This window comes from Bacillus sp. S2(2024) (genome assembly GCF_050474045.1).
GTDB lineage: Bacteria > Bacillota > Bacilli > Bacillales > Bacillaceae_G > Bacillus_A > Bacillus_A yunxiaonensis.
The window spans coordinates 397953-417345 of sequence record NZ_JBFLUS010000003.1 but is presented as its reverse complement, the minus strand read 5'-3'; the positions used below and the strand labels follow the sequence as shown (position 1 = coordinate 417345).

Annotated in this window: 19 protein-coding genes and 1 riboswitch; of the genes, 8 read left to right on the top strand and 11 right to left on the bottom strand. The window is 37.0% G+C overall.

What is annotated here, in order from left to right; translation table 11 throughout:
* Nucleotides 1-111 precede the first annotated feature (111 nt).
* Nucleotides 112-1179, top strand: coding sequence for a YheC/YheD family protein (locus AB1284_RS02290; RefSeq protein ID WP_429751996.1), 1068 nt, complete (start codon nt 112-114; stop codon nt 1177-1179).
* Between the two features lie 75 nt (nt 1180-1254).
* On the opposite strand, the gene AB1284_RS02285 is transcribed toward AB1284_RS02290, so the two are convergent.
* Together AB1284_RS02285 and AB1284_RS02280 are read right to left on the bottom strand one after the other, a co-directional pair.
* Nucleotides 1255-1500, bottom strand: a complete 246-nt coding sequence (locus AB1284_RS02285; protein WP_336483360.1) for a hypothetical protein — start codon at nt 1498-1500, stop codon at nt 1255-1257.
* Nucleotides 1501-1553: 53 nt separating this feature from the next.
* Nucleotides 1554-1748 carry an alpha/beta-type small acid-soluble spore protein gene (locus tag AB1284_RS02280; RefSeq protein ID WP_230575247.1) on the bottom strand — a complete coding sequence of 65 codons (195 nt, stop codon included), beginning with the start codon at nt 1746-1748 and terminating at the stop codon, nt 1554-1556.
* A 252-nt stretch (nt 1749-2000) separates the two neighbouring features.
* On the opposite strand from AB1284_RS02280, the gene AB1284_RS02275 reads away from it, so the two are divergent.
* Entirely contained in the window at nt 2001-2201 is a 201-nt protein-coding gene (locus AB1284_RS02275) for a small, acid-soluble spore protein, alpha/beta type (protein WP_429751998.1), read from the top strand.
* 49 nt (nt 2202-2250) lie between these two features.
* Here AB1284_RS02275 and AB1284_RS02270 read toward each other — a convergent pair whose 3' ends face one another.
* The 5 genes from AB1284_RS02270 to AB1284_RS02250 all read right to left on the bottom strand — a co-directional run bounded on the left by AB1284_RS02270 (nt 2251) and on the right by AB1284_RS02250 (nt 8987).
* On the bottom strand, nt 2251-2985 hold the full coding sequence (locus tag AB1284_RS02270; RefSeq protein WP_429752000.1) for an amino acid ABC transporter ATP-binding protein: 735 nt from the start codon (nt 2983-2985) through the stop codon (nt 2251-2253).
* Between the two features lie 27 nt (nt 2986-3012).
* Nucleotides 3013-3714, bottom strand: coding sequence for an amino acid ABC transporter permease (locus AB1284_RS02265; protein WP_429754368.1), 702 nt, complete (start codon nt 3712-3714; stop codon nt 3013-3015).
* Nucleotides 3701-4507 (bottom strand): amino acid ABC transporter substrate-binding protein, encoded by an 807-nt coding sequence (locus AB1284_RS02260; RefSeq protein ID WP_429752002.1) that lies wholly within the window; start codon nt 4505-4507, stop codon nt 3701-3703. The genes AB1284_RS02265 and AB1284_RS02260 overlap by 14 nt, the downstream gene beginning before the upstream one ends.
* 728 nt (nt 4508-5235) lie before the next feature.
* Nucleotides 5236-7236 (bottom strand): ABC transporter ATP-binding protein, encoded by a 2001-nt coding sequence (locus AB1284_RS02255; protein ID WP_429752004.1) that lies wholly within the window; start codon nt 7234-7236, stop codon nt 5236-5238.
* Nucleotides 7233-8987 (bottom strand): ABC transporter ATP-binding protein, encoded by a 1755-nt coding sequence (locus AB1284_RS02250; protein WP_429752006.1) that lies wholly within the window; start codon nt 8985-8987, stop codon nt 7233-7235. The genes AB1284_RS02255 and AB1284_RS02250 overlap by 4 nt, the downstream gene beginning before the upstream one ends.
* 656 nt (nt 8988-9643) lie before the next feature.
* On the opposite strand from AB1284_RS02250, the gene AB1284_RS02245 reads away from it, so the two are divergent.
* Nucleotides 9644-9823 (top strand): hypothetical protein, encoded by a 180-nt coding sequence (locus AB1284_RS02245; RefSeq protein WP_429752007.1) that lies wholly within the window; start codon nt 9644-9646, stop codon nt 9821-9823.
* Between the two features lie 353 nt (nt 9824-10176).
* Nucleotides 10177-10356 (top strand): hypothetical protein, encoded by a 180-nt coding sequence (locus AB1284_RS02240; RefSeq protein ID WP_429752009.1) that lies wholly within the window; start codon nt 10177-10179, stop codon nt 10354-10356.
* A 62-nt stretch (nt 10357-10418) separates the two neighbouring features.
* Here the strand turns inward: AB1284_RS02240 and AB1284_RS02235 are convergent, their stop codons facing one another.
* Complete coding sequence (locus AB1284_RS02235) at nt 10419-10790, bottom strand: hypothetical protein (protein WP_429752011.1); 372 nt, start codon at nt 10788-10790, stop codon at nt 10419-10421.
* Between the two features lie 338 nt (nt 10791-11128).
* A riboswitch (Lysine riboswitch) is annotated at nt 11129-11308 on the top strand.
* Nucleotides 11309-11438: 130 nt separating this feature from the next.
* Between AB1284_RS02235 and AB1284_RS02230 the strand changes: the two genes are divergently transcribed.
* The 3 genes from AB1284_RS02230 to AB1284_RS02220 all read left to right on the top strand — a co-directional run bounded on the left by AB1284_RS02230 (nt 11439) and on the right by AB1284_RS02220 (nt 15002).
* Nucleotides 11439-12857 (top strand): amino acid permease, encoded by a 1419-nt coding sequence (locus AB1284_RS02230; RefSeq protein ID WP_429752012.1) that lies wholly within the window; start codon nt 11439-11441, stop codon nt 12855-12857.
* A gap of 88 nt (nt 12858-12945) precedes the next feature.
* Complete coding sequence (locus AB1284_RS02225) at nt 12946-14145, top strand: ABC transporter permease (RefSeq protein WP_429752013.1); 1200 nt, start codon at nt 12946-12948, stop codon at nt 14143-14145.
* Between the two features lie 284 nt (nt 14146-14429).
* A complete protein-coding gene (locus AB1284_RS02220; RefSeq protein ID WP_429752014.1) occupies nt 14430-15002 on the top strand; it encodes a manganese efflux pump in 573 nt (190 codons plus the stop codon).
* 96 nt (nt 15003-15098) lie between these two features.
* Here the strand turns inward: AB1284_RS02220 and AB1284_RS02215 are convergent, their stop codons facing one another.
* From AB1284_RS02215 to AB1284_RS02205, 3 genes are all read right to left on the bottom strand, one after another.
* Complete coding sequence (locus AB1284_RS02215) at nt 15099-15644, bottom strand: GNAT family N-acetyltransferase (RefSeq protein ID WP_429752016.1); 546 nt, start codon at nt 15642-15644, stop codon at nt 15099-15101.
* A gap of 26 nt (nt 15645-15670) precedes the next feature.
* Nucleotides 15671-16216 carry an N-acetyltransferase family protein gene (locus AB1284_RS02210; protein WP_429752018.1) on the bottom strand — a complete coding sequence of 182 codons (546 nt, stop codon included), beginning with the start codon at nt 16214-16216 and terminating at the stop codon, nt 15671-15673.
* A gap of 75 nt (nt 16217-16291) precedes the next feature.
* Entirely contained in the window at nt 16292-17551 is a 1260-nt protein-coding gene (locus AB1284_RS02205; RefSeq protein WP_429752020.1) for an MDR family MFS transporter, read from the bottom strand.
* A 105-nt stretch (nt 17552-17656) separates the two neighbouring features.
* Between AB1284_RS02205 and AB1284_RS02200 the strand changes: the two genes are divergently transcribed.
* Nucleotides 17657-19393, top strand: coding sequence for an ABC transporter substrate-binding protein (locus tag AB1284_RS02200; protein WP_429752022.1), 1737 nt, complete (start codon nt 17657-17659; stop codon nt 19391-19393).

The window sequence follows — 19393 nt, the reverse complement described above, 5'->3', positions numbered from 1 at the left end:
CACTATAAAAAATACTGCTCATTATATTCGAAGCAGTTGGTATAAGACACATTTCTTTGAATATTACTCAATTAAACACATGTTTTTTGCCCTATAAAAGGAGGTTTTTTTATGGTTCTCGGAATATTAACATCGCGTTTTCATCACGAGCGAGAATACTACACAGAAATTGCAAAACGTGCACGCTCCTATCATATTGTCGTTGTACAGTTTACTCCCTTTAGCATCGACCCGCAAACAGAGCTTGTTAACGGACTTCTCTTTGATACCGAAAAACAGGATTGGATAGAGCAACAATTCATGATTCCATCTCGTATATACAATCGATGCTCATACAAAGATGAAAAAAATGTTAAAAAGGCACTCCCTATCATACATTGGCTTCAAAGCCGCCCAGAATCAATATTTTTAAATGATGAGCTTCCAAATGATGCAAATATGTATGAAATTCTTACAAAAAACAACCAACTCATACCGTATATACCTGCAATAAAACAAGCAAGTAAAACAACAACGTTACAGCTATTACAAACAAAAAAAGATGTAATTATAAAGCCATTGCATTCACTTTCAAAGCAAAATATGTACCACATTTTTTATCGAAATCGCACATTTCATGTTACTGCATTAGAACGAAATCGCTTTCCAACAAAAACATTCCCAACAAAAGATACATTTTTACCTTGGTTACAATCGTTACTTCAAACAGGTGATTATACAGTACAGCCTATATTACCTCACTCCACATCTCCTGTTCATATTCGCTCTATTTTACAAAAAAATAAAGCAGGTACATGGGAAGAACTAGAAAAAGTCATTCAAATAGACAACGCACCTTACTCTTTCTTATTTCCCCTTACAGAGCAAACGAAGTTTACTGCATTTAAAAATTGGCAACATCACCTATCAAAAATTGACTTTGCATTCTTACAGGATGGTCTACACACTATTACGAAAGAAACGCCTCGAGTTTTAGAAAATACTTTTCCTCATCTTTTTGAATTAGAGCTCTCTATTGTAATAGATGCAAGTGGTGCCGTTTGGTTATACCACGTAGATGCAAAACCTACTTATACAGCCTTTATTCGACATAATATCAATACTGCTGAAAAAATATACACAGCACCTCTTCGTTATTATCAATCATTACTTTCCTTCAAAGAGAAACAGGAACTGTAAAATGATGATGAAATAGGTTATAGAAACTTTCTGTATTACAAAAAATCCGTCTCAACTTCTTGCTGAGACGGATTTTCATATAAGCTGCACGGTTACTTCTGTTTGCTTTTCACATGTAGGACAATATAAAAGATGAAGGCAATATTGCTGCGAATCATGCGCAGATAATCCATCGACTTTTTCTAACAGTTCTTGCTCCATATAAGCACTATATGGACCAATATAATCGACAGTTTTTCCATAATCTTGGAGTATACTTGTACAAGTAGGACAAGTATATGCTTTATATTCTAATGCATTACAAAGAGGACATATCGCCATTTTGATTCCTCCAAAAAAGGGACGGTATTCCCGTCCCCTATAGCCATTTTGATTTATTTTTGGAAACCACCTAAATGTTGCTCTGCATAAGACACAAGGCGTTTTGTAATTTCACCGCCAACAGATCCGTTTGCGCGTGCAGTTGAATCTGGTCCAAGTTGTACGCCAAACTCAGTTGCGATTTCATACTTCATTTGATCTAAAGCAGCTTGTGCACCAGGAACTGCAAGACTATTGTTTCTAGCCATGTTATATCACCTCCTTGTATTGGTGTATTCATAGTATGTAAAAGCGAATTATTTCTATGCAAACAGGACATTTGTAATTTTTGGCATTATTTAATTTTACAAATTTTACAAACTAACATTCCGCATATCTTTCTACGTATCATCCATACTATGATTACAATCACTCCACACGATGGATTAGCGCCAAATGGGGCGATTCTGGTTCAACTCCAGCTAATCCAACCAAAACTCACACTAAGGAGGACATTTCCTATGACAAACCAAAGTTCTAATCAATTAGTAGTACCTGGTGCAACTGCTGCAATCGACCAAATGAAATACGAGATTGCAACTGAATTTGGAGTAACATTAGGTGCTGATACAACAGCTCGTGCAAATGGTTCAGTAGGTGGAGAAATTACAAAGCGTTTAGTAGCAATGGCTGAACAAAGCCTTGGCGGATTTCAAAAATAAATAGATATGGCAAAAAGGTCTCAAGCATCGCTTGAGACCTTTCTATTTTCTACTGCAGCATTTGTAGAAATCTCTTTGTCCGTTCTTCTTTCGGATGTACTAACACTTCTTCTGGTGTGCCTTGTTCCACAATCACACCGCCATCCATAAAAATAACACGATTCGCAATTTGATGAGCAAAGCGCATCTCATGCGTGACAATTACCATCGTCATTCCCTCCTGCGCAAGTTCTCTCATTACTTTTAATACTTCTTGCACAAGTTCAGGATCGAGCGCTGATGTCGGTTCATCAAATAAAATCACTTGTGGCTCCATCGCAAGCGCGCGTGCAATCCCTACGCGCTGCTGTTGTCCACCTGAAAGCTGAAATGGATATAAATCCATCTTATCACCGAGTCCAACTTTTCTTAGAAAATACTCCGCTTTTTCTCTCGCCTTCTCTTTTGAAAATTTCTTAACGGTTACAAGGCCTTCCATCACATTTTCACGTGCTGTAAAATGCGGGAATAAATTGTGATGCTGAAACACCATACCTGTTTGCGTACGCAGCTTCACAATACCCTGCTTCGTCACCTTTTTTGAAAAGTCGAGTGTTTCATCACCGATACGAATTACACCGCTATTAGGGGTTTCTAATACGTTTAGACAACGAAGGAATGTTGTCTTACCAGAACCAGAAGGTCCAATAATAACAACAACTTCACCTTTTTCTACTTCCATATCAATTTGCTTCAAGACAGTGTTATCACCGAAACTTTTTTGTAAATGTTGAATTGAAATCATATAAACCAAAACTCCTTTTAACAAGGATTATTTTAAAGTATAACGCTCTGTTCGTTTTTCAAGAATTTGCTGCACAATAGATAATAAGAAACAAATTACCCAATACATGAGTCCCGCTTCTGTATAAACAACTAAGAATTCATAGTTTGTCGCTGCAATTTCCTGCGCTTTCCGAAACATTTCTGTTACTAAAATCATTGACGCCAGCGATGTGTCTTTAATCAAACTAATAAATGTATTGGAAAGAGGCGGAATCGAAACACGTGTTGCCTGCGGTAGAATAACACGGCGCAGCGCTTGCGGGTACGACATACCAATGGTATATGCAGCTTCCCATTGCCCTTTCGGAATCGATAAAATAGCAGCGCGAATAATTTCTGAAGCGTACGCTCCGACACTTAACGAGAAACCAATGATCGCTGCTGGAAAAGAATTAATTGTAATCCCAATTGTCGGAAGTCCATAAAAAATAATAAATAACTGAACAAGGAGCGGTGTACCGCGAATAATAGATACATAGATGCGTGCAATCCATTCTAATACGCGATTTCCAGAAATGCGGCATAGTGCTGTTAATGTCGCTAACACTAAACCAATTGCAAATGAAATCAACGTCAGCGGTATCGTATCAGAAATAGCACCCTTCAGCATAGGCATGAAGGATGCTTTTGTTATATCAACCCAAACAGATAACCGATCTAAATCAAATATAGCATTACTTAGATACATCTTCACCAAACCATTTCTTCGAAATTTTGTCGTAAGTGCCGTCTTTTTTCATATCATCTAACGCTTTATTTACTTCAGCAACAAGTTTGTCGCTGCCTTTACGGAACATCAATCCGCTTTGTGATGCTTCTTTTTCTGTATCAACAATTTTTACTGCTGCATCTGGTTTTGTTTTTAAGTAGTTTAATACAGATAAACGATCATTAATTGTTAAATCTACACGACCAGATTTTAATAATTCAACCGCTTGGTTAAAGCCTTCTACACCAACGATTTCCGCACCATTTTTCTTCGCAATGTCAGTAAAGTTACTTGTTAAAGATTGTGCTGCTTTTAAACCTTTTACATCTGCGAATTTCGCTGGTTTGTCTTTATCTTTCGGAATGACAAGTACTGCTGAAGAAGATACGTATGGTTTAGAGAAATCATATTTCTTTTGACGATCGTCGCGAATCCCAACTTCGTTTGCAATCATGTCAACACGCTTTGCGTCAAGCGAAGCAAATAAGCTATCCCATTGTGTTTCTTTAAATACCGGTTTCACGCCAAGGCGTTTTGCTACTTCTTCTGCAATCTCAACATCAAACCCTGTTAACTTTCCACTTGCATCATGGAATGTGAACGGCGGATATGTACCTTCTGTTCCAACTACAATCTCTCCGCTCTTTTTAATTTGATCAAGCGCATCTGTTTTAGTGCCTTGCGCTGTATTATCTTTTGCTTGTTTTCCGCAACCTGCTACAACTCCCACAACCAATAGTGCAAGTACGAAAAATGAAAGTAATTTTTTCATAACGACAGTCCTCCAAGTATTCTGATAGGAATTTAAGAACAATATTGATTATTGTATTCAATCTCGCAATATTTTTCAATCAAAATGTTTTCACTTAGTGTATCCTTTTCGTTCAAAATCAAACAATTATATAAATACATGTAGAAATTAAATTTTATTTAAAGTTCCAGCGGCCCAACTTCTCTTGTGTCGAACATCACCGAAAGGTCTTTATCCCGCTATTCGCGGGCCGTAAAGGATGGCGAAGAACAGGGAAGAAAACTGCCCGTAAACGCCCCATCGGTGAGAGCTTTCCATCAGTGAAAAAACATCACTGATGGAAGTTTCACTTTATATTCTGTCGAAGCGCCGATATATTGGCGGACACGTAAAAAAAGAACTTGCCAGGGCGGCAAGTTCCTCAAGAATCTAATACACAATATCCAATCATTCCACATAGTAACAAAAAGAATGCGATGTTGAATGTAACTGATAATTCCTCCATCATATATTCCCCCTTTATCCCGCATTAACGGGCAGTAATCCATATAACCTATATTCGAAGAAAAACAAAAGCATTGAATGAGGGATAACTGCCCGTAAACGCCCGATTGGTTCAACTAACCAGCAGTGGGGAAACCCTCCCACTGCCGGAAGTTTCACTTTATCCCAAAATATCATGTAGACAAAGGAAGAATACGTCGTACTTGTAAACATTGTTTTAAAATTTTCTGAACATTCCATGAACGTTACGCACTTTGACTACCTGCAATTTGCGTTTTATACATTTCATAATAACGGCCTTTCTTTGCCATCAACTCTTCATGTGAACCTTTCTCAAGAATCATTCCGCGATCTAGTACGATAATTTGATCGGCACTTTTAATTGTTGATAACCGGTGGGCAATAATAAATGTCGTGCGCCCTTTTTTCACGACTTCGAGCGCCTGTTGAATCATTGCTTCTGTTTCTGTATCAATGCTGGATGTTGCTTCATCTAAAATTAAAATTGCTGGATCAAATGCAAGTGCACGTGCAAAGGAAATAAGCTGCCTCTCACCAGTTGAAAACGTACTTCCTTTTTCCGCTACTTCCTCCCCGATGTTGTTTGCAAAACGTTCCGCTCCAATATCACGCAGCGCCTTCATAATCTGTTCCTTCGAAATTTGTTCTTGCTCTAAACTTACATTTGAAGCCACCGTTCCTGTAAATAGGAATGGATCTTGCAGTACAATTCCCATATGCTCGCGAAGCGCCTGTTTTGAGATAGCCTTTATATCATATCCATCAATCGTGATGTTCCCTTTTTGAAATTCGTAAAATTGAAAGAGTACATTCATAATTGAACTTTTCCCTGATCCTGTATGCCCGACTAACGCAACCGTTTCTCCTTGCTTCGCTTCAAAGGAAATGTTTCGCAGAACTTCATCTTTCCCGTTATAAGAAAACGAAACGTTATCAAACCGAACATTTCCTCGTAAACGCGGGATGTGCTCTTCCTCTACTTTTTCTCCCTTTTCATCTAACAATTCAAACACACGCTCTGCAGCCACGCGCGCTTGCTCTAAATTTGCTAACTGATTCACCATATTGGTAATTGGTGAAAATAACCGTGTTAAATAATCAACGAACGCATATAGCACACCTAATGAAATTACCCCCGCTGCACTTAATGATGCGCCGCCAAAGTACCAAATCACAGCTGTAAACGCAATGTTGCGGAGCACACCAACTAAGTTGTGAGACGTTGCTGCATTTAAACTCAAAATTTTATTTTGATACATATAATACTCTTCATTTAGCTGTTCAAATTCCTGTTTTACCGCACGTTCTTGACGAAACGCTTGAATAACAGGCATTCCTTGAATGGATTCATTGACCGTTCCATTAATATCCGATAAACGTGAGCGCATTTTATGATTGTACACAGACGCATACTTGCGGTAGAAAATCGCCCACACACATAAAATCGGAATAAGGATTAAACACATGAGCGCAAGCTTCACATCTAATAAGAATAGGGCAATGAAGATACCAATAATGTAAATAAAGCTAGAAAAGAATGTCGATAGTACTGTTACGTACATCTCTCGAATTGCCTCCGTATCATTTGTCACACGAGAAACAACTTTTCCTGCTGGTAAATGATCAAAATAACGAATCGGCAATGTTTGAATATGAGAAAATACGTCCTCTCGCATAATTTGAATAATTTTATTCGCTGCTTTTTGTAAATAAAATTGTTTGCCGTATGCAAAGAGAGAGACAACAAGTAAAAGCACTAAATATCCGCTTCCGAGTAAAAATAGTCGTTTTATTTCTGGCTGATAAAACGAGAAAACTTCCTTACCTGTAAGCTTAGCCCCTTTATATACTTGCGTTGCTTTCCCTTTCTGAATTGTAATCATATTCCCTTTCACTGAACGTGCTCCATCAAATGCAATTTTGTTAGGAATGAAATAATAATCACTGCCAATTTGAACAATATGAACTTCTTTTCCTTTCTGTTCTCCTGCTTTAAACCGATCGCTTCGCTTATACCAAGCACCGTTATAAAAAACAGTATCGTCTCCTTTTATCGTTTCATGCCAAGGCTTTTCAATCCCAACGATATGTTCATCAATCATCGTTTTTGCAACAAACGGACCAGCTAATTCAGCAATAACGAAAATAAATAACATCGCTAAAGCCACTCCTATCGTTGCTTTTACTTTCATTGCATATTGAAATAATCGTTTTCCAACGCTCATATTTTCACCTCGCCTTCTACGGCTTCCCCTTGCTGTCTTTCAAATTGCTCTGTATACCAACCGCCCTGTTGAATAAGCATGTCATGCGTTCCTTCTTCAATGATTTCACCATTATCCATTACAAGAATCCAATCAGCATGCTCTACAGCGGATAAACGATGTGTCGTAATGATTGTTGTTTTATCACTGCGTTCTTTTCGAATATTTTCAATGATTGCAGCTTCTGTTCTTGCATCAACAGCTGATAATGAATCGTCTAAAATTAAAATTTCTGGATTTTGAATGACTGCTCGTGCAATAGAAATACGTTGTTTTTGTCCCCCTGATAGTGATACACCTTTTTCTCCAACAAGTGTTTCTAATCCATCCGGCAAAAATTCTAAGTCTTTCTTGAAAGCAGCAATTTCAATTGCCTTTTGCAGCTCTTCTTCACTTGCTTCTCGGTTTCCAAATAAAATATTTTCCCGTGCTGTTTTCGAAAAAAGGATGTGTTCTTGCGGGACATATCCAACCCAGCTTAATACATGATCAATGTGTATATTTTGAAGCGATGCACCGGATACTGTAATTTCACCTGTTCCGAGTGGATACTGGCGAAGAAGCTGCCGAACAAGCGTTGTTTTTCCACTTCCCGTTTTCCCAACAATCCCAAGTGTCTCCCCTCTATTCAACGAAAACGAAACGTTTTTCAAATTCAATGTAGGAGATGTTGGATACGAAAAGGATACATCTTCAAAATCAATGCAGTCTGGTTGATGCACACGCAAGGGTTTCCTGATATTTTTTACGTCTTGTTTATATGCCAACGTTTCGTTTACACGATCAAGTGAAGCATTCCCGCGCTGCATCACGTTAATCAGCTCCCCAATCGCAAACATCGGCCAAATCATCATACCAAGGTACACGTTAAACGATACAAGTTCCCCAATCGTTACCTCGTTTTGAAATACTAAAAACGCTCCGTACACAAGGCCGATTAAATAACTCATTCCAACAAGCATTTTCACTGTCGGTTGAAACAGTGAATCAATTTTTGCGACTTTCATATTCTTTGCATACACATCTGTTGCTAACGTATGAAAGCGCTTCTCATCTTCTCTTTCCTGTACATAAGCGCGAATCACACGTACACCGGCAATCGACTCCAGCACTTTATCATTCATATCCCCAAATGCATCTTGTGCAACTGTAAAGCGCTCGTGTAATCTCTTTCCATAAGCACTCACTGCATACGCCATAATCGGAAGCGGTAATAATGCTGCAAATGTTAACTTCCAACTAATTGAAATACCCATCATAAGCACTATTGTGAGCATATATAAGCTCGAATCAACGAGCGTTAAAATACCAAATCCAGCTGTCATGGCAATAGCTTTCAAATCGTTCGTTGCTCTTGCCATTAAATCACCAGTGCGATTCCTTTGATAAAAAGTTGGCGTCATCTTCAGCAAATGCCCCATAAATTTGGAACGCATCGTTTTTTCAAGCACAAATGCACCGCCAAATAAATGATATTGCCACACATAAGAAAGTACATAACCCGCAGTTGCTGCACCAAGTAACATCCCTACATACTTCATAATCCCCGCGTTTGTTAAATCTCCGGCTTTTATATCATCAATTGCCAATCCAATTAACTTTGGCGGAATAATCTCGACCACATTGACAAGAAGTAAACAAACAATGGCAATGCTATACCTTTTCCAATGCGTTTTAAAAAACCACGTTAACTTTTGTAATACAGAAAACAATCTAACCTCTCCCTTCTCGTTGTTGTGTAAACATAGGTTTGTTATCCACTATCCAGCGTCTCCGTTTTTACCATTCGCACCTCATACTTTTTCATCGTCATTCCTTCCTTTCTCAAATTGATTTATTTATTGAAACTATACAAATGTATAGGAACAATCTAAAAAAAGAGACAAAAAAAGCATACCGTCGCTTTGACGATATGCGAAAAACGCATAAAAGCGTACGTCACGACACACGCAACGTACGCTTTCCTTTTCAACTAAAAAGAAGCGTTATTTGTCCGTAGAGGTTGCGTGATGATATTTATTGTTTTCACTGCGTAAAACACCTGATCCAGTCATATTTACAATTACAATCATCACGCACACCTCCTTCTTCTTTTATTTTCCATTTTTAATTGTATAACTTTAAAGACTTTTCTGTCAATTGTTTTTTCATTTTTATGGAAAAACAAAATGAGACTTCCATCAGTAGTATCTTACTACCTACGAATAGTGGAATTAAATTTAATGTAACGCTATAAAGGTAAGTACAAAATATCTCTATTTACCTTTATATTTTACAAAAATGGTTGCTAGCACTACATTTCTCTCACACACGCTCTCTATCTTTTTCATATATATATATTAGCTTCTGAAAGAGAGGTGGTGGTCACATGGCAACATTAAACGGCTTAACAGAAGGCGACAAAATCCGCGTTTTCTCAGCAGGACGTGAAATCGATGGTCAAGGTGTTTTCCTTCGCTTTGAAGGCAACTTCCTAGTCTGGGTGGACAACCGCGCTAATATCAATGTTACAAATTTAAGTGCAATTAGCATTAGTAAAATTTCCTAATTACCTATAAAGAAAATATTCTAAATTCTTTTCACTAAAAGAAGACGAGTCTATGTCAAAAGAGGTTATATAAAACCTTTTTGAATAGGCTCTTTTTTATCCCGCATTAACCATAACAAATGGCTCTGTTCAGATTAGCGGACGCATAAGGTATTCGTAAGAATCTTGAATCTATGACACGTGAGAAAATAACAATATTGAATTTAATGTAACTCTATAAAGGTGAGTAAAAAATAATTTCTACTCACCTCTATATTTTATAAAAATAGTTGCTAGTACTACATTTCTCTCGCACACACTCTCTATCATTTTCATATATATATATTAGCTTCCGGTAGAGAGGTGGTGGTCACATGGCAACATTAAACGGCTTAACAGAAGGCGACAAAATCCGCGTTTTCTCAGCAGGACGTGAAATCGATGGTCGAGGTGTTTTCATTCGCTTCGAAGGTAACTTCCTAATCTGGGTGGACAACCGTGCTAATATCAATGTTACAAGTTTAGATACAATTAGCATTAGTAGAGTGTGCTAATTACTCATAAAGTGTTCTAACTCCTAGGACAAAAAAGCAAAGTCTATTTCAAAAAGAGTTATTTAAACCTTTTTTTGAATAGACTCTTTTTTTATAATATTTTTTACACCTTTTATATGACTAATGGTTAGATCATAATCAACGTTAACCCAATATAACCATTCGTTTGTACACTCAATAAAGATCCCCTCTGTACGTGTCTCTCCATCAAATACTTCTATCTTATCTCCTAATGAAAAAAGAGGTAGCAATGCACTCTTTTCTGTTTTTTTACTTACATTCTTTTGTGTATCATAGAGTAGTCTCATACATCGTTCTAAAGAAGCTGCGAGCTCTTCATTTTGCCTTTTTAACTCCTCTATTACATCGGTCTCCCGTTGCCTATGAATTTCCTTCCCGCATATAAAGCATTTTCTCTTAAACCAGCTCTCCATCCGCAATCCCTCTTTATCCCGCTATTCGCGGGCAGTAAGACCCCCACCTCCAGATTCAGAGAAAAACGAAGAAGATAGTCAGGGGATAACTGCCCGTAAAAGCCCGATTGGTTCAATTAACCATCAGTGAGGGATGAAAAAAGCCTCAGTAATAGCAGCTTTGCTTTATCCCTCATTTTATATACATATTATATGATGGGAAGCCTTAAGTTGTTTCATTATCTTAGACACACCCTATTCTCACAATAATCTGATTATGTTTATTTGCATTGACGAATAAAAAGCCATTTGTTACCCTTGATTATGTTAACTTTATAAATAAATCCTCATTCGTATCTCGGTGAGGTAGAGGTTGCAATTATTAATAGTATGATTTAGAAGATGTGTGGCATCGCTGAACAAATCAGAAAGGAATGATTGCCGAAGTAAGAAGTATCCACAGTACTTTCTTGCTGGGACTGCATTGAATAAGTGCAGGACTGTCACGGGCTTTTTGCTTGTGGAGAGCTATCAAGAGATATGTCCGTGGGTTTCTTAATAAGATTGAAAAACGCGTGAACATACGCGTTTTTTTGTTTTGTTTGGAACTTCAAACACATACATATCTCCGCGCTTGACTTGGTTATACTAATTTTGGAGGTAGTTTCTATGCAACAAAAAAAATGGGGCTTTTGGGTACTCACTGCATTTGTAGTTGGAAATATGGTTGGGGCTGGTATTTTCATGGTTCCAAGTACATTGGCACAAACAGCTAGCCCTCTTGGTGTTACATTAGCTTGGTTAACAACAGGATTTGGCGTATTAATGCTAGCTCTTGTTTTCGGTAATTTAGCGATTCGTCGTCCTGATTTAACAACAGGTCCGCAAAGTCATGCCTATGCGCTCTTTTCTTCACAAAAAACAAAAAAAATGGCAGGATTTAGCATCGTATGGGGCTACTGGGTTGCAAACTGGGCAAGCAACGTAGCCATCATTACATCATTTGCTGGTTATTTATCACTCTTTTTCCCAATTATGAAAGATACTCACATATTGTTTTCAATTGGAACTTTCGACATTGAAGTTGGAAAATTGATTACGTTCTCCATTTGTACCATTTTATTATGGGGTACACATATGATTTTGGCGAACGGCATAAGCGGTGCTGGTAAATTAAACTTTTTAGCAACAACAACGAAAATAACAGGATTCCTTCTTTTCATCATTGTGACATTATTTGCATTCCAAGCTTCTAAACTTGGGCAATGGTATACACCAATTATTGATAAAGAAGGTATTTCACACGGATTACTATCACAAGTAAACTTAGCAGCATTAACAACACTTTGGGCTTTTATCGGCATTGAGTCAGCTGTATTATTATCCAATCGTGCTGTTTCACCAAAAACGGTAAAACGTGCTACTGTTACTGGTTTATTATTAACAGTTTGTATTTATTTAGGGATTACGATTTTAACAATGGGTGTTCTTCATATAGATAAACTACAAGCATCTGAACGACCATTAGCGGATGCATTAACTGCAGTAATGGGTCATAACGGCGGAAAATTAATGGCGCTGCTTGCACTTACTTCTTTATTTGGATCCATTCTTGGATGGATTTTATTAAGCTCAGAAGTACCATATCAAGCAGCAAAAGAAGGATTCTTTCCATCCTTCTTCACAAAAACCAATAAAAAAGGAAGCCCGATTCATTCGCTGCGTTTAACAAATATTATGTCGCAAGTGTTCCTATTCTCAACACTATCCGGGACAATTGCTCAGGCGTATACATTTGTTATTACCGTTTCAACACTTGCCTATTTAATCCCATACCTCGTTTCTCCAATCTTCCAGCTGAAGCTTGTTGTGACAGGTGAAACATACGAAAAACAAAAAGGTGCTCGTATAACGGACGGAATCATTGCCGCTATTGCTCTTATTTATGCATTATGGGTTATTAAAACTGGCTCTGCTGATATGAAAACATTCCTCCTTGGCATTGGATTATTTATAGTTGGCTTTGCTTTCTATCCATTAATGAAACGTGACGAGAAAAAAGATAAACAAGACGAGCAAGTTGCCTAATAAAAGGTAACTTGCTTTTTTATTCCGCTATTCGCGGGTAGCAAGAAGAACACAATCCTGCTTATAATGAAACAAAGGAGTGATTTCAGTGACAATCGAAACGCTTTGGAATGATCGTTTTCAGCAACATCTACAAAAAGTCACAATGTACTTTGCACGTATTGCAAGCAGTTTAGTTTATAGCTTCCTTTTTCTTCTTAGTGTAGGCGGCTATTATTATGCAAAATTTCTTCGCTCACTTCCACCTAAGTTTGTTGTATTAACCATTGTGACGATTTTACTTACAATTGTACTTACTCGTTCTCCCATTCGGACATTTTTACAAAAGCCGGATATCGTATATGTATTGCCACTGGAAGAAAAACTAGCATATTATTTTAGACGCTCTCTTTTGTACAGTTATATCATTCAGCTCTTTCCATTATTATGCGCAGTACTGATCATTACACCTCTTGCAGAGCAGTCATTACATACGACTTCTGCGTTTTTATTCGGAGCTTTTTTCATTCTTGCTCTTATAAAAGGCTGGAATATGTATCTGTATTGGACGCATGGAAGTACAGAATTTGCTCAACTTTGGTTTATCATCCGAATCATCTGCAACGCGACAATTACATATGCACTCTTCCAATTTACTTCTATTACAATCATGGGAAGTCTACTACTTTTAGTAGCCCTTTTATTTTTATATACGATAAACAAAAACACACGGCAAATTCAGTGGGAATATGTAATAGAGCAAGAAGAAAAAATGGACATGCGCTTTTATCAATTTGTTCATTTCTTTACGGATGTACCGCAGGTAAAACAGCAAGTAAAACAAAGAAAATGGCTCACCACTGGGATTGAAACATTACTGCATCAAAAACGATCTCCTTTTTTATATTTGTATAGTTTATCCTTCTTACGCGTGAACGGTTACCTTGGCATTTACATACGATTGACCGTAGTAGGATGCATTGTTTTATACTACATTCCTACGTTCATCGGAAAGGGAATCATCACGTTATGCATCTTATACATATCTGCCTTACAAATTCGTGCCCTTTGGAATTATTTTTCGGGAAATAGTATTGTAGCATTGTATCCAATTTCGCTTATAGAACGAAAACGCGCTTTTATTACGCTTGTATTTCTAGTGACAATCATGCAGCTAATGTTCTTTTCAATTATGATTCTACTTAGTACAGCTCATCTCTTATTTACACTCTTACTACTAGGTGGAAGTATACTGTTTATTCATTTCATTGTTCTAAAAAAAGCAAAAGCATATATTTCTACTTTATAAGCTCCGCCCCCATATTTACACCTTATCTAGGCAAGCTATATGGCTACTATCGCAAGACTGCGTATAGTAGTCTTTTTCGATTTTCTAGGCACCAATCCCATAAACCTCTCATATAGTAAGAACAGATTTATCCCGCTATTCGCGGGCAGTAAGACCCCCACCTCAAGATTGAAGATAGGTGGGGATAACTGCCCGTAAAAGCCCGGTTGGTTTAACTAACCATGAGTGGGAGATAAAAAAAAGCCACTCATGGAAGTTTCACTTTATTTTTTGGAGGTTTTCCTATGCATTGGTTATCCATTTTACTTATCGGAATTGGAGCAAACTTAGATAATTTAGGAATTGGTTTATCTCTTGGAATGAAAAAAATGCGCATTACAGTAATGGCTAATCTCTTTATTGCTATTATCTCTATGTGCGCGGTATACCTTTCCGTTATAGCTGGTTCATTTATTTCGCAATATATCTCCAAAGATGCCGCAAATATAAGCGGCTGCATTCTCCTTATTAGTCTAGGCGCATGGACGATCTTATCTGAATATTTATCACGCCCCTCTCCTGTGCTTCAAAACCCAGAACAAGTAGACAAAGATGATAATCATACAATTTCTTGGAAAGAATCTTTTTACTTAGGAATTATTTTATCTCTAAATTGCCTTACGATGGGTTTTGGCGGTGGAATGAGTGGAATTTCTCCAATTTGGACTGCAGCATCTGTTGGATTCTTTTCATTCGTTTCGATTATGATTGGTTCGCAATCTGGATATAAGCTGTCACAAACATTCATTGGCAAATATTCAAATGTTTTATCTGGTCTTTTGCTCATTGTAATTGGTGTATATGAATTTTTCGCATGACCAGAAAATAAAAAGAATCCATTTTGGTCAAAATGGATTCTTTTTATATCGAACATTGCCGAAGGGTCTTTATTTTCTACCAAAGCACCAATAAACTTAATTCCGAGTAAAAGCGGTAGTTGGAAGCAAGGAGTAAACGTTCGTGTCATATGGAACATTATTTTGATACATATAATTTCTAAGAACGCCTTCATTTTGAAAGCCTAGTTTTGTTAGTAACACATTAGATGCTTTATTTTCTGTAAAAACAACTGCTCCAATACGAGTTAATTCAAGCTCATTAAATCCGTATGATATAACTTTTAAAACTGCTTCAGTGGCATACCCGTTTCCCCAGTGTTCCGGTAAAAGTGCATAAGCGATTTCAGCTCTCTTATGTTCAGAAGACCAGTCGTGAAATCCAATCGTTCCAATAATCCCTTCTGTTTCTTTTCTTTCAATTCCCCATTTTATTCCGCGTTTTTCTTTGTAGTTATTTGAAAAATTTCTAATTATATTTTTAACCTGCTCTATATCTGTTAATGGATTTTGCCCGTAGTAACGTAATACATCCTCATTCGAAAAGCAATTCAATATCCCTTGTGCATCATCTTCTATTAGCTCTCTCAAGATTAGTCTTTCTGTTTCTAATATAGGAAACATTCTCCCACTCCTTTTCCTTTAACACTTTATCCATTAAACCTCCCCATCAAAATAGTATTATAGTAATTTCCATCCGATAGCATTTTGTCATTTTTCAAGATACCCTCTACTTCAAAACCATATCCTTCATAAAGACTTTTAGCTTTCGCGTTCATTTCTAGAACATACAACGTCATTTTCTTAATTCCATTTGCATCTGCCCAATGAATGGATTCTTTTAAGAGGTTCTTTCCGATTCCATATCCCCAATACTCTTGTAATACGCAGACGCCAAATTCTACTTTATGGGCTGTTCTTTTCAATTTATTTCCTTCACACCTTGAAAAACCTACAATTCTTCCATTCACTTCGGCTACTAAAAATAGATTACTAACACTGTCTGTATCCTCTTTAATGATCTTTTTAAACCCAGCTTCATCTATGTATGCTTCGCCTTTTTCTCTATCTAAATTTTCTGTTTCGCCATCTATTTGTAATCGTACTTCAGATAAATTTTTTGCATCTTCTTCCATTGCAGACCTAATCATATAACGTGTATTACGAATATAAAATTCTTTTGGACTAATTTTCATTACAATTACCTCCTATCCGAACTATTTAACATCTTTTAAGAAAGCTACTTGTCCTCAAAACAAGCAGCCTTCTCATTACCCTATCTTCTCTACCTTCGCCCCTTGACGATGATACATATCAACTGCTTTTTTAAATAAGAATATACTGCTTATCCCTATTAAACAGTACAAGATGCTCATTCCCCAAGAAGCAATAACGGAACCAATCATAATGCCGAGCGTTCCAACCATTTTCGCAATTTGAAAGACCATGCCGTTAATCGCCATATAAGAACTTCTTGCATCGTCCCTTGCCATATCTGCCCGAATAGACTGACTTACTGGAACATACATCATCTCTCCAATGGTTTGGAACAAACCTGCTAGTAATAAAATCCATAGACTGTTACTTGCTCCAAATATCGTAAATCCAATTGTATATATAAATAAACCTGTATAAAGTACTTTCCGGTCCTCAAAGTGATTCATGATTTTCACAGCAAGAGCTGAAAATAAAACGATTAATACGGTATTCTCAGTGGAGATCCAGCTTAGCATTCGAATACCTGTTAAATCAAAATGATTTCCATTCCATAGTGAAAATGTCAATGTCTCAAATTCTTTTTGCAGACGAACACCGACATAGTTGTTAATTTGAAACTCTAATGATAATGCGCATACACTTGCCAAGCACAATATGATAAATGCTCGGTCTTTTACGACAACTCGGTAATTATTTACCATATCTTGTAATACGTTTTTCTTTTCTGCTTTCTTTTCAACTACATATACTTCTTCCATATACACTGTAATTAAATACAGTGTTAATAATGCAATGCCTGTCAGCAGCATAAATAATTGGAATCGGTAGTGTTCAAAAAGAAGTCCTCCGAAAATTGCACCAATGGCAATGGATAAATTGACTGCCCAGTAATTAATACTGTACATCATTTTTCGATTTTCCGGTGTACTTACATCAATTAACATTGCTTCTGTCGCTGGATTCATCACGCCAGAACCGATGCTGTTTATAAGTAAAAAGACAAATGTGAGCCAAGGTGAATCTATATAATCTGAGTTCACAACCCCCATGCAAGCAATAGAGACTACTTGAATTACCTGCCCAATAATCATGACCTTTTTCCGCCCTAATGTATCAGCAATATAACCTCCATATAAGCCAACGATAAGTGAGGCAATTACATTTAATAACAATAAAAACCCCGCTAATGCTGCTCCTAATTTTACAGAAAAGTAAATTGCCATAAACGGAAAAATCATCGTTCCTACTGTCCGAGTTAAAAAGGATGTAATAATTCTAATTTTAATGTTGCGATGCATTGACCAAAATCCCATCTGTTTCCCCCTCCTTCTGTTCCTTCATTTTACTTTGAAAAAGAGGAAGAAAAAGGTTAAAATATTCTGAAGAGTTTCCCCTTTTAGAAAAAGGAGATGGATAACATGAAAATTATGGACCACTACATTCGGCTAAGACTTTCCTTTCCAAATGAACAACATATACAACATAGTCTCCAAGAATTGGCTGCTATCTTATTTTGCAGTACAAAAAATGTGAAGATTTTACTAAAAAAAATGAGTGAAGAAAAACTGATTGAATGGATACCAGGAAGAGGCCGGGGAAATAAAACAGAAGTTCACTTCCTACAAACATTTGGAGAAGCGATTTTACCGCATGTTGAAGAACTTTTAAAAAATGAGAAGTTAAAGGAAGTATTTTTATTATTGAAAGAACCGCTGCCTTTCTTACTGCGAGAAAAGATAGAAGAGCGATTAAACACTTATTTTGGACATACAACTTCAGATGATTTATATGATGTATTAAAAATTCCATATAAACGAAAATTACTCCCCATTGATCCGGCATTTGCTGCTGTTACAACTGAAAGTCATCTTATTAGCCAAATCGTTGATACATTGGTGAGATATAACGAAGAAACAGATACATTCGAGCCGCATTTAGCACACACGTGGGAAATGAGCGAAGATCAATTAACGTGGACATTTTATTTACGAAAAGGGGTTCGTTTCCACCACGGCAAAACATTATCGGGAAAAGATGTAATCTTCTCCTTCGAAAGATTACAAACGATTCACTCACCTTTTACTTGGTTAACAGAGGAAATTACTTCAATGAACACTCCTTCTCCTTTGCAGGTAGTGTTTCATTTACGAAAACCGAATCGTTTTTTTCTACATTACATAAGCTCTGTACAATTATCGATTTTACCGCATGACGTAATAATCCAAAATCACCAGTATATTGGTACGGGTCCCTTTAAAATCAAAAGCTTCACTGAAGATCACATTATCTTAGAAGCATTTCCCGATTATTTTAAAGAACGGGCACTGTTGGATCGAATTGAATTTTGGCTCGTTCCAGAACAGTCCAATATACAAACAAATTACGTATTACCGAATATGAGATGTGAAGAAGAAAAAGCAGTGGAAACAGAAGAAATCGGCTGTATATACGCAGCGTTTAATTTTCAAAAAGACGGCCCGCAGCATGATATTTACTTCCGAAAAGCATGGGCAGAAATAATGGACCCTACATCATTAATTCAAGACCTCGGCGGGAAACGTACGATGCCAGCTTATAGCTTCTTTCCTGATAAGAGCCGAACAATGTATAAAGAAACATCTTTATCGAAAGCGAAAGAATATTTACAACAAAGTACGTATAACGGAGAGACTATACACATCTATTTCTTTGCCTTTAAAGGCAGCGAGCACGATGCGATCTGGTTACAAAAACGCTGTGAACCACTCGGCATACACTTACAGCTTCACCCATTTCCAATCACTGATTACTTTAACGAATATATTGTAAACCAAGCTGATATTATTTTGACAGGAGAAGTTCTCGATGCAGATCTTGAAATGGCCTTTTTACATATATTCAAAAATAAAAGCTGTTTTGTTCATCGATTTAGACATCCACATCTTCAAAAACAAATTGATAAACTACTCGATCAACTTATAGCAGAACCAAGTAAAGAAAAACGATACAACTTAATATATGAAATAGAAAAAATCCTTAGGGATCAATACCTTCTTGTCTTTTACTATCATGTCTTAAAAAGAAGAAGTTTCCCTTCCTCTTTGCAAAATGTCACCATTGATTCTTTCGGATGGACAGACTTTGCAAAACTATGGATTCGTCCCCATACACAATAG

Coding starts and splice junctions, on each gene's coding strand:
- AB1284_RS02215 (WP_429752016.1), bottom strand. CDS start 15,644: ATGTTTCCTATATTAGAAACAGAAAGACTAATCTTGAGAGAGCTAATA.
- AB1284_RS02275 (WP_429751998.1), top strand. CDS start 2,001: ATGACAAACCAAAGTTCTAATCAATTAGTAGTACCTGGTGCAACTGCT.
- AB1284_RS02245 (WP_429752007.1), top strand. CDS start 9,644: ATGGCAACATTAAACGGCTTAACAGAAGGCGACAAAATCCGCGTTTTC.
- AB1284_RS02210 (WP_429752018.1), bottom strand. CDS start 16,216: ATGAAAATTAGTCCAAAAGAATTTTATATTCGTAATACACGTTATATG.
- AB1284_RS02270 (WP_429752000.1), bottom strand. CDS start 2,985: ATGATTTCAATTCAACATTTACAAAAAAGTTTCGGTGATAACACTGTC.
- AB1284_RS02255 (WP_429752004.1), bottom strand. CDS start 7,236: ATGAGCGTTGGAAAACGATTATTTCAATATGCAATGAAAGTAAAAGCA.
- AB1284_RS02260 (WP_429752002.1), bottom strand. CDS start 4,507: ATGAAAAAATTACTTTCATTTTTCGTACTTGCACTATTGGTTGTGGGA.
- AB1284_RS02235 (WP_429752011.1), bottom strand. CDS start 10,790: ATGGAGAGCTGGTTTAAGAGAAAATGCTTTATATGCGGGAAGGAAATT.
- AB1284_RS02280 (WP_230575247.1), bottom strand. CDS start 1,748: ATGGCTAGAAACAATAGTCTTGCAGTTCCTGGTGCACAAGCTGCTTTA.
- AB1284_RS02205 (WP_429752020.1), bottom strand. CDS start 17,551: ATGGGATTTTGGTCAATGCATCGCAACATTAAAATTAGAATTATTACA.
- AB1284_RS02290 (WP_429751996.1), top strand. CDS start 112: ATGGTTCTCGGAATATTAACATCGCGTTTTCATCACGAGCGAGAATAC.
- AB1284_RS02220 (WP_429752014.1), top strand. CDS start 14,430: ATGCATTGGTTATCCATTTTACTTATCGGAATTGGAGCAAACTTAGAT.
- AB1284_RS02230 (WP_429752012.1), top strand. CDS start 11,439: ATGCAACAAAAAAAATGGGGCTTTTGGGTACTCACTGCATTTGTAGTT.
- AB1284_RS02265 (WP_429754368.1), bottom strand. CDS start 3,714: ATGTATCTAAGTAATGCTATATTTGATTTAGATCGGTTATCTGTTTGG.
- AB1284_RS02200 (WP_429752022.1), top strand. CDS start 17,657: ATGAAAATTATGGACCACTACATTCGGCTAAGACTTTCCTTTCCAAAT.
- AB1284_RS02240 (WP_429752009.1), top strand. CDS start 10,177: ATGGCAACATTAAACGGCTTAACAGAAGGCGACAAAATCCGCGTTTTC.
- AB1284_RS02285 (WP_336483360.1), bottom strand. CDS start 1,500: ATGGCGATATGTCCTCTTTGTAATGCATTAGAATATAAAGCATATACT.